This window comes from Nocardiopsis sp. NPDC049922 (assembly GCF_040660275.1).
Lineage (GTDB): Bacteria > Actinomycetota > Actinomycetes > Streptosporangiales > Streptosporangiaceae > Nocardiopsis.
This window is the reverse complement of sequence record NZ_JBFAME010000002.1, coordinates 237,160-251,687: the sequence shown is the minus strand read 5'-3', so window position 1 is coordinate 251,687 and position 14,528 is coordinate 237,160. Positions and strand designations below refer to the sequence as shown.

General features: G+C 73.7%; 11 protein-coding genes and 1 riboswitch. Of the genes, 6 read left to right on the top strand and 5 right to left on the bottom strand.

The window, feature by feature from the left end; all coding sequences use genetic code 11:
- Positions 1-104 precede the first annotated feature (104 nt).
- The gene (locus AB0I72_RS05360; RefSeq protein ID WP_358563251.1) at positions 105-1,610 is read right to left on the bottom strand and encodes a polysaccharide deacetylase family protein; all 1,506 of its coding nucleotides are present in this window, start codon (positions 1,608-1,610) and stop codon (positions 105-107) included.
- 173 nt (positions 1,611-1,783) lie between these two features.
- Complete coding sequence (locus AB0I72_RS05355; protein WP_358563249.1) at positions 1,784-3,370, bottom strand: polysaccharide deacetylase family protein; 1,587 nt, start codon at positions 3,368-3,370, stop codon at positions 1,784-1,786.
- 222 nt (positions 3,371-3,592) lie between these two features.
- A riboswitch (cobalamin riboswitch) is annotated at positions 3,593-3,805 on the top strand.
- Positions 3,806-3,949: 144 nt separating this feature from the next.
- Here AB0I72_RS05355 and metE point away from each other — a divergent pair.
- The gene (gene metE / locus AB0I72_RS05350) at positions 3,950-6,241 is read left to right on the top strand and encodes a 5-methyltetrahydropteroyltriglutamate--homocysteine S-methyltransferase (RefSeq protein WP_358563247.1); all 2,292 of its coding nucleotides are present in this window, start codon (positions 3,950-3,952) and stop codon (positions 6,239-6,241) included.
- Between the two features lie 114 nt (positions 6,242-6,355).
- On the opposite strand, the gene AB0I72_RS05345 is transcribed toward metE, so the two are convergent.
- Positions 6,356-7,336 (bottom strand): DUF3558 domain-containing protein, encoded by a 981-nt coding sequence (locus AB0I72_RS05345; RefSeq protein ID WP_358563245.1) that lies wholly within the window; start codon positions 7,334-7,336, stop codon positions 6,356-6,358.
- Positions 7,337-7,732: 396 nt separating this feature from the next.
- Positions 7,733-8,806, bottom strand: a complete 1,074-nt coding sequence (locus tag AB0I72_RS05340; protein WP_358563243.1) for a hypothetical protein — start codon at positions 8,804-8,806, stop codon at positions 7,733-7,735.
- A 454-nt stretch (positions 8,807-9,260) separates the two neighbouring features.
- Here AB0I72_RS05340 and AB0I72_RS05335 point away from each other — a divergent pair, with 454 nt between their 5' ends.
- The 5 genes from AB0I72_RS05335 to AB0I72_RS05315 all read left to right on the top strand — a co-directional run bounded on the left by AB0I72_RS05335 (position 9,261) and on the right by AB0I72_RS05315 (position 13,217).
- On the top strand, positions 9,261-10,217 hold the full coding sequence (locus AB0I72_RS05335) for an ATP-binding cassette domain-containing protein (RefSeq protein WP_358563749.1): 957 nt from the start codon (positions 9,261-9,263) through the stop codon (positions 10,215-10,217).
- Between the two features lie 86 nt (positions 10,218-10,303).
- Positions 10,304-10,945 (top strand): methionine ABC transporter permease, encoded by a 642-nt coding sequence (locus AB0I72_RS05330; protein ID WP_358563747.1) that lies wholly within the window; start codon positions 10,304-10,306, stop codon positions 10,943-10,945.
- Positions 10,946-11,112: 167 nt separating this feature from the next.
- A complete protein-coding gene (locus AB0I72_RS05325; RefSeq protein ID WP_358563241.1) occupies positions 11,113-12,147 on the top strand; it encodes a LacI family DNA-binding transcriptional regulator in 1,035 nt (344 codons plus the stop codon).
- 137 nt (positions 12,148-12,284) lie between these two features.
- Positions 12,285-12,509 carry a hypothetical protein gene (locus tag AB0I72_RS05320; RefSeq protein WP_358563239.1) on the top strand — a complete coding sequence of 75 codons (225 nt, stop codon included), beginning with the start codon at positions 12,285-12,287 and terminating at the stop codon, positions 12,507-12,509.
- Between the two features lie 30 nt (positions 12,510-12,539).
- Positions 12,540-13,217, top strand: a complete 678-nt coding sequence (locus tag AB0I72_RS05315; protein ID WP_358563237.1) for a hypothetical protein — start codon at positions 12,540-12,542, stop codon at positions 13,215-13,217.
- Between the two features lie 40 nt (positions 13,218-13,257).
- Here AB0I72_RS05315 and AB0I72_RS05310 read toward each other — a convergent pair whose 3' ends face one another.
- Positions 13,258-14,505 (bottom strand): M15 family metallopeptidase, encoded by a 1,248-nt coding sequence (locus tag AB0I72_RS05310; RefSeq protein WP_358563235.1) that lies wholly within the window; start codon positions 14,503-14,505, stop codon positions 13,258-13,260.
- Between the last annotated feature and the right edge of the window lie 23 nt (positions 14,506-14,528).

The window sequence follows — 14,528 nt, the reverse complement described above, 5'->3', positions numbered from 1 at the left end:
CGCTGGGCGGCGGCGCCGGTGCCGGGTGCGCGGCGCCCGGGCCGGGATCTCCCCGCCCTGGTCAGGGCAGCGGGCCTGCCGGTCAGGGCACGGACCCCTCCCGGTCAGGATGCCGAGGTCTCACCCCCGGTACCGGGCACCCGCGCGCCGACCGGATAGGACTCCCCGGGCTCCGGCTCCCCGATCACCTGGGACACCGTCGCGAACGCGAAGCCGTGCTCGCGCAGCCGCTCGATGATCCCCGGGACCGCGGCGACCGTCGGGGGCAGTGTGTCGTGCAGCAGCACCACCGCGTCCCGCTCCGCCGTGCCCACGACACGGTCCACGATCCCGCCCCGGTGGAGTCCCTCCCAGTCCTGACTGTCCACGTTCCACAGGACCTGGGCCATCCCCTGCTCGCCGATCTCGTCGAGCACCTCCGGCGAGCTGTCGCCGAAGGGCGGCCGGAACAGGAGCACCGTGTGCCCGGTGTGCCTGCTGACGATCGCGCTGACCGTGGACACCTGGCGCGGCAGGTCGGCGACGGGCATGTCCGGCATGTGCTCGTGCTGGTCGTTGTGGCTGGCGATCTCGTGCCCCTCGGCATAGGCGCGCCGGTAGACCCACGGGCGGGTCAGCGCCGGGTCGGCGTTGAGGAAGAACGTCGCCGCCACCTCCTCCTCCGCCAGGACGTCCAGCAGGTGCACGGAGGTGTCGGCCGGGCCGTCGTCGAAGGTCAGCGCCACGCACCGGACCCCCTCGTCCCGGCAGTCGAGGTCCTGGTCCCCGGCGACGACCTCCCCGGGCACGGCGGGGCGCGGATCGGGGGTCTCGCCCGCCGCGGGCACGGCGTAGTCCGGCTCCTCGCGCAGTGACGCCGCCCGCGCCCGCCCGCCCAGTTCCGACAGCAGCGGTTCGGCCTCGGCGGCGTCGACCGCCACCGCGATCCGCCCGGGGGAGGAGTCCGGCGGGTGCCCCTCGCGCACGGGCGACAGGTGGCCGTCGTCGAACTCCACGACGAGGTCGCCCTCGGTGTTGAACCCGATCGAGTCGTAGCTGGCCCGGATCGGCAGGAGGCCCTCGACGTCGACGTCGGGGTGGTCCGCCAGCTCGGCCCGGAGGATCCTGTTGAGCTCCGCCAGCTCCTCCTGCCCGGCGATCAGCTCCGAGGAGTAGCGGGTCAGCCCGGTCGCGGCGTCGTACCAGTAGGTCTCGTAGCCCTGCCGCAGTCCGTGCAGGTCCTCCTCCGTGCGGATCAGGCGCACGCCGAGCACTCCGTCCCCGGCCGCGACGACCTCCCAGTCGACGGTCAGGCTCACCGGGTCGCGGCTGGCGCCCCGGAAGTCGAGCACCTCCCGGTCGACGAGCCGCGCGAGCCCGTCGGCGAAGGCCGGCGCGCCCTCGAACTCCGGGTAGGCGACGGTGACCGCCAGGCCCTCGGGGACGTACGGGTGGTCGGCGAAGTCCGCGGCGTCGCCGGTCCACTCGGAGACGGGTCCCTCGGCCGCGTCCAGGACGACCGCGATCCGGTCGGCGGCGCTCGCGTCACTCTCGGGGGTCGCGCACGCCGTGGCGGTCAGCGACACCGCGGCGATGACGGCGCCGGGCCAGCGGAGGCCGACCCGTCCCACGTCAGGGCCGTGGACGTTCGGAATCTGACGTGCTCGGGTCGACTGCTCCACCGGACGTGCTCACCCCTGCCGGACGGTTGGCGGTTGATGGCAGCAACATAGGTGACCTGGGCCACCCGGCTGGGGCGGTGTCCACATGTGGTCACCCCCCTGGCGCGGGCGGCGCGGTCGTGTCAGTCTTCGCCGTGCTCCTCGTCGGCCCCGTCCGCGTGCTCGTGGCCCTCGTGGTCGGCCCCGGCGTCCTCCTCCGGGTGGCCGTCGTGGTAGGCGGAGCCCGGTGTGGTCGTGCCCAGCAGCTGGGAGACGGTGACCATGGTGTATCCGCGGGCGTCCAGCTCACGGATGATCTGGTGGGAGGCCTCGACGGTGGTGTCGTGGATGTCGTGCATGAGGATGATGGCGCCGTCGGACGCGCCGCCCAGGGCACGGCGGGTGACCACCGAGGAGTTCCGGTCCTTCCAGTCGTTGGTGTCCACGCTCCACAGGATCTGGGCGAGCCCCATCTCCTCGGTCAGGGAGGCGACCCCGTCGTCGGTTGCGCCGTAGGGCGGGCGCATCAGGTCCATGGTGTAGCCGGTCTCGCGGTACACCTGGGCCTGGACGGTCTCCAGTTCATCGCGGGCAGCGCCCTGGCCCAGGGCGGACAGGTCCGGGTGGCTCAGCGTGTGGTTGGCGATCTCGTGGCCCTCCGCGTAGGCGCGACGCACGATCCGGGGCTGCTCCATGACCGGGACGCCGGTCACGAAGAAGGTGGCGCGGGCGTCGTACTCGGCGAGGGTGTCCAGCAACTCGGGGGTGCGTCCACCGGGGCCGTCGTCGTAGGTCAGCGCCACGCACCGGGTCTCCGGGTCGGAGCAGTCCACCTCGTCGTCGACGGGCGAGATCACGCCCGGCCGCTCCTCGGTGACACCGTCCTTGTCCGCCTCGGGACGCTCGGCCACGGCGAACGCCTCCACGCCGACGGTCGCGGCGTCACGGGCGCGCACGCCCAGTTCCGACAGCAGCGGTTCGGCCTCGTCGCGTTCGACGACCACGTGCACCGGCCCGGCGTCGGGCGCCGCGACCTGCCCGGCGTCGAACTCCACGACCAGGTCGCCGTCGGGGTTGAAGCCCACCGAGTCGAACAGCGCCGCCACCGGGAGGACGACCGACGCGTCCACGTCGTCGGGCGCCCGGTCCCGGACGAGCCCGGCGAGCTCGGCCAGTTCGTCCTGCCCCGCGATCAGTTCGTTGGAGCCGTGCGCCAGTCCGGTGTCGGTCTCGTACCAGTAGGTGGTGTGGCACTCGCGCGAGCCCTCGGAGTCGGTCTCGGTGCTGGTCATGCGCACGCCGACCGTGGTGCCCTCGGCCGCCGTCAGGTCCCATGCGGCGGTGTAGGACTCCGCCCCGGGGTTGGCCGCCTCGAAGGCCGCGACGTCGGTGTCGAGGGCGCGCGAGAGGAAGTCGGCCAGCGGTTCGGCGTTGGGCAGGACCGGGTAGGTCACGGTCGCGGCGATGTCGCCGTCGTAGGACAGCTCGGCCTCCTCCACGTCGACCACGTCCGCCGGGTCGACCACGGTCAGCCGGTCGGGCTCGCCCGTGGCCGGGGGCGGGGCGCTCTCCTCCGCCGATCCGTGCGCGGCGTCGTTGGAGGCGAGCTGGCCGGGCCCCCACACGGACCGGGCCGCGAAGAACAGCAGTCCCGACAACACCACCAATGCGACGAGGGCCGTGACGAGGGGGCGAAGGACGGCCTTGGCCCGCGGGGATTCTTTGTTCACCTGGGGTACTCCACGTTCATCGTCAGACGAACGTTCGCGGGGGCGGCGGGGGAGGGCCGTCCGCGCGTAACGCTTGTGTCGGGTGTGATGCGCGCCAGACGGCAGGGGTTCACGGCGGGATGGTGCGCGAAGAATGGGGTGTCCACACCAGGTGCAGGGGTGTGAGGGGGTCTCCCTATACTTGCACTCGTGGAAGGTACGCGCTCCACTTCCGAGCCGGGTGTCACCGGTGGGGAGTGTGGTGCGCGTCGCAAGAGGGAACCCGGTGGGAATCCGGGACTGCCCCGCAGCGGTATGTGGGAACGACAGTCGCCAAAAGCACTGGTAATCCGGTCGGTTTGGTCGGAAACTGGGAAGCGGTGACCAGTAGGTCGTCGGTGCGCGCACCGGCGGTGCCCACGAGTCCGAAGACCTGCCTCCACCCGGCGGCGCACCCGTGCCGCCGGTGGTCCCGTGCCCCGAGGGAGGGCCGAGGTCGGTGGCGAACAGGTGCGTGTCCGCGGAACGCCCCTCGGCGTGGCCTGCCCTCGGAGTCCCCTCGCGGTCGGAACCCGGCTTTCGACGAGGGAGAGAAGCTTCATGACCACGCCACCGGCCGCGAAGGCGGCCGTGCGCTCCACGGTGCACGGTTACCCGAGGATCGGCCCGCGCCGCGAACTCAAGCGCGCCAGCGAGTCCTACTGGAAGGGCCGCACCAGCGCCCAGGACCTGGACGCGGTCGCCGCCGACCTGCGCAGGGGCGTCTACGCCCAGCTGCGCGAGGCGGGCGTCGACGACCTGCCGTCCAACACGTTCTCGTACTACGACCACGTGCTCGACACGGCGGTCCTCTTCGACCTGGTGCCGTCCCGCTTCGCCTCCCCGGCGACCGCGGAGGACCGGGACGAGCAGCTGCGCCGCTACTTCGCCCTCGCCCGGGGCGTGCAGGGCGCGCCGCCCCTGGAGATGACCAAGTGGTTCGACACCAACTACCACTACCTGGTCCCCGAGCTCTCGCCGAGCACCCGTCCCCGCCTGGTCGGCGACAAGCCGGTCGCCGAGTTCCGTGAGGCGGCCGAGGCGGGCTACCACACCCGTCCGGTCCTGGTCGGCCCGCTGACCTTCCTCCTCCTGGCCAAGGCCGCGGACGACGCGCCCGAGGGCTGGGCGCCGATCGAGCTGCTCGACCAGCTCCTGGACGCCTACGCCCGCCTGCTGGCCGACCTCAGGGCGGCCGGGGCCACCGAGGTGCAGCTGGACGAGCCGATCCTGGCCACCGACGAGGGCCGCGCCGCCGTCGACCACCTGGAGCGCGTCTACCAGCGCCTGGGCGGGCTCACCGACCGTCCCTCCCTGCTGGTCTCGACCTACTTCGGTTCCATCGGCGCCGCCGCGCTGCGCGTGCTCAAGGACTCGCCGGTCGAGGCGGTCGGCCTGGACCTGGTGACCGACGCCGAGGGCGTCGACGACCTGGTCAAGGTCTCCGGACTGGGCGGCACCCGCCTGGTCGCCGGTGTCGTCGAGGGCCGCAACGTCTGGCGGACCGACGTCCCCGCGGCGGTGGCCACGCTCGGCACCCTCCTCGCCCTCACCGACGAGCTGACCGTGAGCACCTCCTGCTCGCTGCTGCACGTGCCGATCGACCTGGACGCCGAGACCTCCCTCGCCCCCGAGCTGCGCGCGGCCCTGGCCTTCGCCAAGCAGAAGGCCGAGGAGGTCGCCCTGCTGGGCCGCGTCCTGTCCGAGGGCGCCGAGGCCGAGCACACGGGCCGGGAGTCCGACGGAGCCGACCCCGCGTTCACCGACGCTCGGGTGCGCGCCCGCCTCGACGCGCTGGGGCCGGAGGCCTCCGAGCGTCCGCAGGACCGCGACGTCCCCACGGACACGCCGCTGACCACGACCACGATCGGGTCCTTCCCGCAGACCGCCGAGCTGCGGCGGGCGCGCGCCGCCCACCGCAGGGGCGAGCTGGGCGAGGAGGAGTACCGCCGGATCCTCCGCGAGGAGGTCGACCGGGTGATCGCGCTCCAGGAGGAGATCGGCCTGGACGTGCTCGTCCACGGCGAGCCCGAGCGCAACGACATGGTGCAGTACTTCGCCGAGCAGCTGCGGGGCTACGCCACCACCGAGAACGGGTGGGTGCAGTCCTACGGTTCGCGCTGCGTGCGCCCCCCGATCCTGTACGGGGACGTCTCACGCCCCGAGCCGATGACGGTCGAGTGGATCACCTACGCCCAGTCGCGCACCCAGAAGCCGGTCAAGGGCATGCTGACCGGTCCGGTGACGATGCTCGCCTGGTCGTTCGTCCGTACCGACCAGCCGCTGGGCGACACCGCCCGCCAGGTCGCGCTCGCCCTGCGGGACGAGATCGCCGACCTGGAGCGCGCCGGGATCCGCCACATCCAGGTGGACGAGGCGGCGCTGCGGGAGCTGCTGCCGCTGCGCGAGGAGCAGCGGGCGGCCTACCTGGACTGGGCCGTGGGCTCGTTCCGCCTGGCCACCTCCGGCGTCGCGTCGAGCACGGTCATCCACACGCACATGTGCTACTCCGAGTTCGGCCTGATCGTCGGTGGGATCGAGGCGCTCGACGCCGACGTCACCAGCGTCGAGGCGGCCCGCTCGCGCATGGAGCTGGTGGAGGACCTCGGCCGCCGCGGCTACAAGCGGGGGATCGGCCCCGGCGTGTACGACATCCACTCGCCGCGCGTGCCGTCGGTGGAGGAGATCGAGGCGTCGCTGCGCCTGGCGGTCGCGCACATCGACGCGGGCAGCCTGTGGGTCAACCCGGACTGCGGTCTCAAGACGCGCGGGTACGCCGAGACCGAGCAGGCCCTGCGCAACATGGTCGAGGCGGCCAGGCGCGTGCGGGCCGACCTGCCCGGCGCGAACTAGGCGGGACGGGCGCGGGGCGACGAGCGCGCCCCGGACACGGACACCGACGCGCGTCCGCACGCGCGGGGGCCGCGGCGATCTCCGCCGCGGCCCCCTGACGTGTCCGGGGTGGGATCAGGTGCCGACCAGGGCGAGCGCCGCGGCCCCGGCGTTGAGCATGATCTCCTCGGTGTGGTCGGGCAGGACCAGGTCCTCGGGGCTGCCCTCGGACAGCAGCGAGGGCATGATCTGGTACTCGATCCGGATGTTGAGGTTGGCGCTGCGGACGAGCAGGACCGCCTGGGGGACCTCGTCGCCCACGTAGTCGTACCGCGTGACCACGTATCGTGCCTGGTCGCCGAGGTCGACCTCGCGGTCGTCCTCGACGCCCTCGGCGAGGTAGAGCGAGTACTCGGTCGCGCCCGTGACGTCCTGCCTGGCGGCCTCGAAGTCGCTCGTGGCCTGGTCGACGGAGTCGGCGGCCGAGTAGGGCACGGAGTAGGTCAGGCGCAGCGAGGCGTAGTCGTCGGGGCCGTTGCCCTCGGGCGCCTCGGCCAGCGTGCTGGAGCACCGGGCGGTGGTGTCCTGGACGGACTTCTCGGCGGCCTCGGTGAGCAGGAAGTCGGAGGTCACCTGCTCGGTGAAGGCGTCGCAGGGCTCCGCGGGCACCGCGTAGGGCGGCTCGCCGGCCGGGGCGGCGTCGGTGTCGGGCGCGGCCTCGGCCGCGTCGTCGTCGGTGTCCTCGGTGGTCACGGTCGTGTCGTCGGCGACCGGAGGGGTCGAGGAGCCGTTGGTCACGAGCGTGACCAGGACGGCGATCACCAGGACGACGATGATGACTCCGCCGACGATGACCACCCACAGGCCCGCCTTGCTCCCCCCGCCGCCCGAGGGCTGGGGAGGGGCGTACCCCTGGCCGCCGTAGTGCTGCTGCGCGCCCCCGTACATCCGCTGGTCCCCGGGGTATCCCGCGCCGTAGCCCGGCTGACCGCCGGTGTTCGGGTCGTACGGGGCGCCCTGCGGGGGCTGGGGCTGGCCGTAGGGCGGCTGGGCCCCGTGGTCACCGCCGCCGTACGGGTTCTGGGGCGGCTGGTTGTAAGGTCCGTTCTCGCTCATGGCTCCCCTCGCCCGGTGGTGTGCTGTGTCGGTGACGCCCGAGAGCGCCGATGGGTTCGCGCGTCCACCGCGGAGCGGGGCCGCCGAGGGGGCGAGGCGGCGGTCCGGGAACCGCGGGGGAGGGCCGCCGATCGTACCGGCCCGCGGGCGAGGACGGGTGGCGTGGGCGGGCGATCCCCGGTGTCGTGAGGAGGCTCCTGGCGCCGGGGCGGGGTCCGCGATCCGTCGGACGCGGACGTCCCCGCAGGCCAGGACCGGGACGTGGGCAATCCTAGCCGCGGGAGGCGCCCGAGGGGCAGGCGGGATACCGGACGGGTGGGTGAATCGTCACCGTTTCGTGTCGCCCACGTGGAACCGGGCGCCTCGGGGGCGTCGTGGCCGGTTGCGGCCACCGGCTCAGAACATCGAGATGTGCACGTGGTCGAAGTGGTTCTCCGTGACGCTGCCGCGGTCGGCCATGTCACGCCAGCCCTCGCCGCCGCGCCGGATGTCCCAGATCTTCTGCCGGTAGATGATGTACATGATCCCGAAGTCCTCGGCGTTCTCCTTCGCCCACTCGGCGATCTCGTACCCGCGCTGGACCTGGTCCTGCGACGGCATCTGGCCGTCGCCGTCGACCATGAAGTCGCAGGCCCGGCCCTTGGGGTGCTCGCCGACCACGTAGCCGCCGACCGCCCGGTAGCAGCCCGTCCCGCCGACGTCGTCGCCCGGGCCGAACCGGGCGACGACCTCGTCGCGCATCTGGCGCGTGCGGGGGGTGATGTTGTCCGGCGGCTCCATCGGCTGGTTGGGGTGGTCGGCGATCATGCGCTGCACCTCGCGCCGCTGGTCCTCCAGCTCGTCCAGGTCCTCCTGCACCTGGGCCAGCCGCTCCTGGGACTCGGCCTGGGCCGCCTCGTCGCGTTCCAGGGCCTGGTCGAGCTGCGTGATGAGGTCGTCGTGGGTGGAGGCCAGGTAGTCGATGATCACCGCGCGGTCGATGATCTCCTCCGGGTCGGAGTCGACGAAGAGCGACATCGAGGGGTCGATCCCCTGGCCGGTGTAGGCGGCCACCGCCAGCGAGCGCACCTCGGCGCGGGCGGCCTCGACCTCCTCCCGGGAGGCCGCGGCGCTGGCCTCGGCGGTCTCGGCCTCGTCCATGACCGCCTCCATGTCGCGCAGCTCGCCCTGGAACTCCTCGGTGAGCGAGTCGGCCCGGGAGCGCAGGGTGTCCATGTCCTCCGGCTCACGCGGCGCGACCGTCGCTCCCGCGCTCTGCGGGACGGTCGTCAGGAGGGCGGTCAGGGCGATGGCCAGGGCGCTCGCGGTCACGCGTCCGGGGCGGGCGGAGGGGCCGCGCCGGGGCAGGAGGTCGGCCAGGACGTCGTTCCACGTCCATGCGCGGGGTTCCGGCGCCCAGAAATCGGCGTACGGGTCGTTCCCGGACGCACGGGCGGTACCGTCCTCGCGGATCGGGTCGTCGGACTGCACGATGTGGTCGCTCCTCGGGCCCGGAACGTCCCCGGTCGGGGTGTCGGGCGCTCATGCTGGTGTGTCCCGGGGCGGGTGTGGGGACCGCCCGGGCCGGAACCCTCGCTACACGCGGTCGTTCGGGGCGAGAGTCACGGGATCGTCATGAGTGTAGGCGCGACCGTGTGGATTCGGAAAAGGCACGGTCAATTGCACATAACACCGAAGCGTGCAATGTGGTCAAAATAACCTGATCGCGGACACCGAATCCGCCGACCGGACCTGTCCGCACGTGGTTGGCTTGGGGGCGGTGACGGCTCGCGCGCGCTCCGGCGCGTCGTCCCCCTCCGGCCCCCGGGCCCTCCGTACGCTCGGACGCGGGCGTCCAACCCGCGCTGAGTCCCGCCCCGGGCGATCCCCACGGGCGCCGTGACACCACCGCTGAGACGTCGATGGGAAGACCGTGATTGACGCAGTGGGCCTGCACAAGGCCTACCGGTTGAACAAACACCGGGTGACCGCCCTGAACGGCGTCGACCTGCGGGTCGAGCCCGGGGAGATCTACGGTGTCGTCGGGCAGAGCGGCGCGGGCAAGAGCACCCTGCTGCGCTCGGTGAACCTCCTGGAGCGCCCCGACTCCGGCACGGTCTCGGTCGACGGCCAGGAGCTGACCGCGCTGCGCGGGTCCCGACTGCGCGCCGCGCGCCGCACGATCGGCATGGTCCACCAGCACTTCGCCCTGTTGTCCTCGCGCACGGTCGCGGGCAACGTCGGCTTCCCGCTGGAGGTCGCGGGCGTGGACCGCGCCCGCCGCCGGGCCCGGGTCGGCGAGCTGCTGGAGCTGGTCGGGCTCGGCGACAAGGCGCGGGCCTACCCGTCCCAGCTCTCCGGGGGGCAGAAGCAGCGCGTGGGCATCGCCCGCGCCCTGGCCTCGGCTCCCAAGGTCCTGCTCAGCGACGAGGCGACCTCCGCCCTGGACCCGGCCACCACCGAGTCCATCCTCGCCCTGCTCGGCCGCCTGCGCGACGAGCTGGGGCTGACCATCCTGCTGATCACCCACGAGATGGACGTGATCAAGCGGATCTGCGACTCCGCGGCCATCATGGAGAGCGGGGAGTTCCGCGAGTCCGGCCGCGTCCTGGACCTCATCGGCACACCGGGCTCGCTCCTGGCGCGGTCCCTGTTCCCGATCCCCGAGGACGGCGGGCCCGACACCGTGACCGTCACCTACCCGCGCTCCTTCGACGAGCCGCTGATGTCGGAGCTGACCCGCCGCTTCGACGTGGACGCCAACATCCGCGGCGGCGGCGTGGAGCGCGTCGCCGGACAGTCCGTGGGCCGCCTGAGCGTCGACGTGCGCGGCGCCCGCCGCGCCGAGGCGCTCGCCTTCCTCTCCGAGCGCGGCCTGCTGGTCGAGGAGGCCGGACAGTGATCACCCCCGCCCTGACCCTCGCCTCGGCCGCCGAGCCCTCGGGCCCGGCGGACGCCGTGGCCGACTTCGTCCTCGCCTGGCCCGCGATGTGGCCGGACCTGTGGCTGGCCACCATGGACACCGTCTACATGGTGTGGTGGGCGACCGTCTTCAGCGTTCTGTTCGGCCTGCCCCTGGGCGTGCTGCTGGTGGCCACCGACCGGGGCGGGCTGACCCCGGCCCCGGCGGTGCGCGCCGTGCTCGGCGCCGTCGTCAACGTCGGCCGCTCCCTGCCGTTCATCGTGCTCATGGTCGCGGTGCTCTCCCTGACCCGCTTCCTCGTCGGCACGACCCTGGGCCCCACGGCCGCGATCGTCCCGCTCAGCATCGGCGCGATCCCCTTCTTCGCGCGCCTGGTGGAGACCGCCGTGCGCGAGGTCGACCGCGAGGTCGTCGAGGCCGCGCACGCCATGGGCACGCGCAAGCTCACCATCGTGGGCAAGGTGCTGCTGCCCGAGTCGCTGCCGGGCCTGGTCGCCGGTCTGGTGATGACCGTGGTCACCCTCATCTCCTACTCGGCGATGGCCGGCGCGATCGGCGGCGGGGGCCTGGGCGACCTGGCCATCCGCGAGGGCTACCAGCGCTTCAACGACCACTACCTGTGGGCGACGGTCATCCTGCTCATCGTCATCGTGCAGGCCTGCCAGAGCCTGGGCGACCTGGTGGTACGCCGCCTGTCCCGCCGCTGACGCGGGTCGCGTGCGGGCGGCCCCGGAGGCCGTACGATCGGGCGTGCCGCCGCGCGGGTCCTTCGCCTGGTCCTCGCTGGACAAGGTCGGGTGGGCGCGGGGATACTCGCGCGGGTTCGGACTCGTGCGCGTCGGCACGTTCCCACAGGACCCGAGGGGAGCAGCGAGTGGCCAGGAGCGGTGGCGGTCGGCGTCGTCCGACGCTGGAGATGGTGGCGGAACGGGCCGGTGTGGGCCGGGGCACCGTCTCGCGGGTGATCAACGGCTCCGCCCAGGTGAGTCCCCGCACCCGGGAGGCCGTGCACAACGCGATCGCCGAACTCGGCTACAGCCCCAACCAGGCCGCGCGCACCCTGGTCACCCGCCGTACCGACACCGTCGCGCTGGTGGTCTCCGAGCACCGCGACCGGCTGTTCACCGACCCCTACTTCGCCGACATCGTCCGCGGCGTCAGCTCGGTCCTGCACGAGCGCGACCTCCAGCTGATGCTCACCACGGCCCGGACCGAGGCCGAGCACGAGAAGGTCGGCGACTACCTCGGCGGCTCCCACGTCGACGGGGCGCTGCTGGTCTCCATGCACCGCGACGACCCGCTTCCGCACCGGCTGGCGGAGGCGGGCGTCCCGGTGGTGCACGGCGGCCAGCCGCACCCCACGGCCCGGCCCGCGTCCTACGTCGTCGACGTGGACAACGTCGGCGGGGCCCGGGCCGCGGTGCGCCACCTGCTCGACATCGGCAGGCGCCGCGTCGCCACCATCACCGGCCCCCAGGACATGACCGCGGGTGTGGCGCGGCTGGCCGGCTACCGGGAGGTGCTGACGGAGGCCGGGACCGCCGTCGACGAGCGTCTCGTGGCCGCCGGGGACTTCAGCGTCGAGGGCGGCGCCCGCGCGATGGAGCGGCTGCTGGCGGCCGGCGGGGCGCCCGACTCCGTGTTCGCCGCCTCCGACCTCACGGCCCTGGGCGCCCTGCGCGTGCTGCGCGAGCGCGGTCTGCGCGTGCCGGGGGACGTCGCCGTGGTCGGCTTCGACGACACCCTCATGGCCCAGCACTGCGAACCGCCGCTGACCACGGTGCGCCAGCCCACCGAGCGCATGGGGCGGGAGATGGCGCGCCTGCTGGTCGACGTGGCGATCCCGGGGACGAGGGAGAGCGCGTCGACCATCCTGGACACCCGTCTGGTGGTGCGCGACTCGGCCTGATCCGCCGCCGCCCACCGGCCCGCCCGAGCGGTCGCGTACCCGCTCTGACCCGCGTTTTCGCCCCCGTTCACGGGTGGACGCGCGCCCCGCCGCTGTGTCAGGCTGGTCGCGATTTCGCGGGGAGACGGTGGGAGCGCATGGATCCGACGCGGGAACCGACACACACGCGGTGCGCGATAAGCTCATGCGGTTGGTGCGAACGGAGCGGCGTCGACTGCCGGTTCTGTTCCGGAACGGGATGGTGGCGGCCCGAACAGCCGCACCGGGACGGCAGCGGCGTCATCGTCTGGCGGCGGGTGGACGAGCCGTGCCAGGGCTGCGCCGGGACGGGCAAGGAGCACAGCCCCGTCGCCGCGGTGTGAGCGCGCCCGCCCGGACGATGAGGAGCGACGTTGGACTGGGTGACCTACCTGTCGCCGAGCGGTGGCGGCGCCCGCCTGGGCGCCCTGGAGGACGGTGACGTCCACGGCTGCCCGGTGACCGACGACCTGGCCGCGCTCCTGGACGCGGGGTCCGAGGCGATGGCCGAGGCCCACGCCCGCGCGGTCGACCAACCGGTGGAGATCATCTTCGAGCCCGAGGCGCGTCTGTGCGCTCCGTTGGTCCCCGCCGACCCCGTGGCGACGCGGTTCGGCGACACCGTGACCGCCCTGGCCTCCGATCTGGTCCGGGGCGTGGACGACGGCGTGGCGACCGGTGTGCGCGGGGCGCGGATCGGCCTGGCCGCCGTCGCGGGCGCCGAGGGGCCCGCGACCGCCTACACCATGGCCTGCCTGTGGCTCGACGCTCGGGGTGAGCCCCTGCAGCTGACCCTGGGCCCGGACCTGGTCACGAGGGACGAGCTCGTCGACGCGGACGGCGCTCGGGTGCAGGAGTTCTCGGCGTTCGTGGACGGCCGCCGGGTGGGCTACGGCGCGGCGGAGCCCGGGGACGCCTGGTTCGCCGCCGGGCCCGGCCGTGTCCGCGCCCTGCTGTGCCTGGAGACCGAGCCCCTGGAACCCGACGACGAGGTCGAGGTGCGCGCCGGGACGCTGGGCGGGTTCGAAGTCCGGCTGGGCTCGCTGGTCTGACCGTCCCGCCCGGCCCGATCCCGGTCGGGCGGCCGGGTCCTCACCCGGTGAACTCCCAGTGCCAGGGTTCGAAGCCGCCACGCGCCCAGTCGGGGTTGATCCAGCCGTGGTCGGGCGCGTGGGCCAGCATCCACGCGTGCTGCGGAGTGCCGAGCTCGTGCACCCCGCCGCACAGGTCCACGGCCAACCCCAGGCCGTGCTGGCTCGTGCCCGGACGGGCGGCCATGCCCGGCAGCATCTCCCGGAACAGGCGCACCTGTTCGTGGTACGGCCGGTAGGAGTCGGCCACGCACATCGGCACGCCGAACCGCGCGCGGTAGGCGGAGTCGAGCGAGACGAAGGCCGCCGCCGCGTCCGGCCGCAGCCACTCGCCCGCCTGGGGGAGCGGGCACAGCGCGGACGTCGGGAAGCGGCCGTTGACGTGCGTGCCGCCGTCGCCCGCGCAGGCCGGGGAGATCCGCGCGCGGTCGTCCCCGACCTCCCCCGACCCCTCGGCGCCGACCACGGCCCCCCGTTCCCCGGTCGTCCGCGTGCCCTCGGCGGACCCCCGCTCCCCGGCGGACCCCCGAGCGGCTTGGGCCCCCCGCGCCGCGCGGCGCTCGGCGAGCAGCCCCTCCAACCGGGTCTGTTCGTCCAGCAGTTCCCCGAACCGGTCCTCCTGCGCGTTGAGGGCGGCCTCCGCCTCCGCGCGGGCGGTGGCCGCCGCCTCGGCCGCCTCGACCCGTTCCCGCTCCGCTCCCTCCGCGAGGTCGGCGAGGGTGCCCGCCGCCACGCGCGCGGCCTCGGCGCGGTCGAGTTCGGCGGTGCGGTGTCCGGCGAGCAGGGTGAGGTAGGCGCCCCGTTCGAGCAGGTTCTCGGGGCCGCCCATCCAGGCCTGGGCCGGGTGCGGCGATCCGCCCATGTAGGCCGCGGCGGCCTGGCGCGCGGCGGCCAGACGGGAGCCCTCACGCCGGGCGCGGGCGGTCTCGGCCCGTTCCTGGGCGGCCTCCCGGCGGGCGGTGGCCTCGGCCAGGCGCTCGCTCTCACGCCGGTAGTCGGCGATCCGGTCCACGGCGGTCTCGCGCAGGGTCTCCAGTTCGGCGCGCAGGGCCGCCAGTTCCACGCGCACGTCGCCGAGCCCGGCCTCCTCCGCGGCGCCGGGGTCCGCGGCGGTGAGGACGAGGAGGACCGCGGTTCCCCACGCGAGTGCGGACCTGACCGAAAAGCCGCGGGGGGCGCGCAGGAGACCCTCGGTCCGGAACCCGGCACCGACCGTGTCCGACGGCGGGCGCGATGGGGTGCACGTCATCGGTTCCTCCCCGGGACCTGCAT

Excerpts from the sequence above, each read along its gene's own strand:
- AB0I72_RS05310 (WP_358563235.1), bottom strand. The coding sequence starts at position 14,505 with ATGACGTGCACCCCATCGCGCCCGCCGTCGGACACGGTCGGTGCCGGG.
- metE (WP_358563247.1), top strand. The coding sequence starts at position 3,950 with ATGACCACGCCACCGGCCGCGAAGGCGGCCGTGCGCTCCACGGTGCAC.
- AB0I72_RS05320 (WP_358563239.1), top strand. The coding sequence starts at position 12,285 with ATGGATCCGACGCGGGAACCGACACACACGCGGTGCGCGATAAGCTCA.
- AB0I72_RS05345 (WP_358563245.1), bottom strand. The coding sequence starts at position 7,336 with ATGAGCGAGAACGGACCTTACAACCAGCCGCCCCAGAACCCGTACGGC.
- AB0I72_RS05330 (WP_358563747.1), top strand. The coding sequence starts at position 10,304 with ATGTGGCCGGACCTGTGGCTGGCCACCATGGACACCGTCTACATGGTG.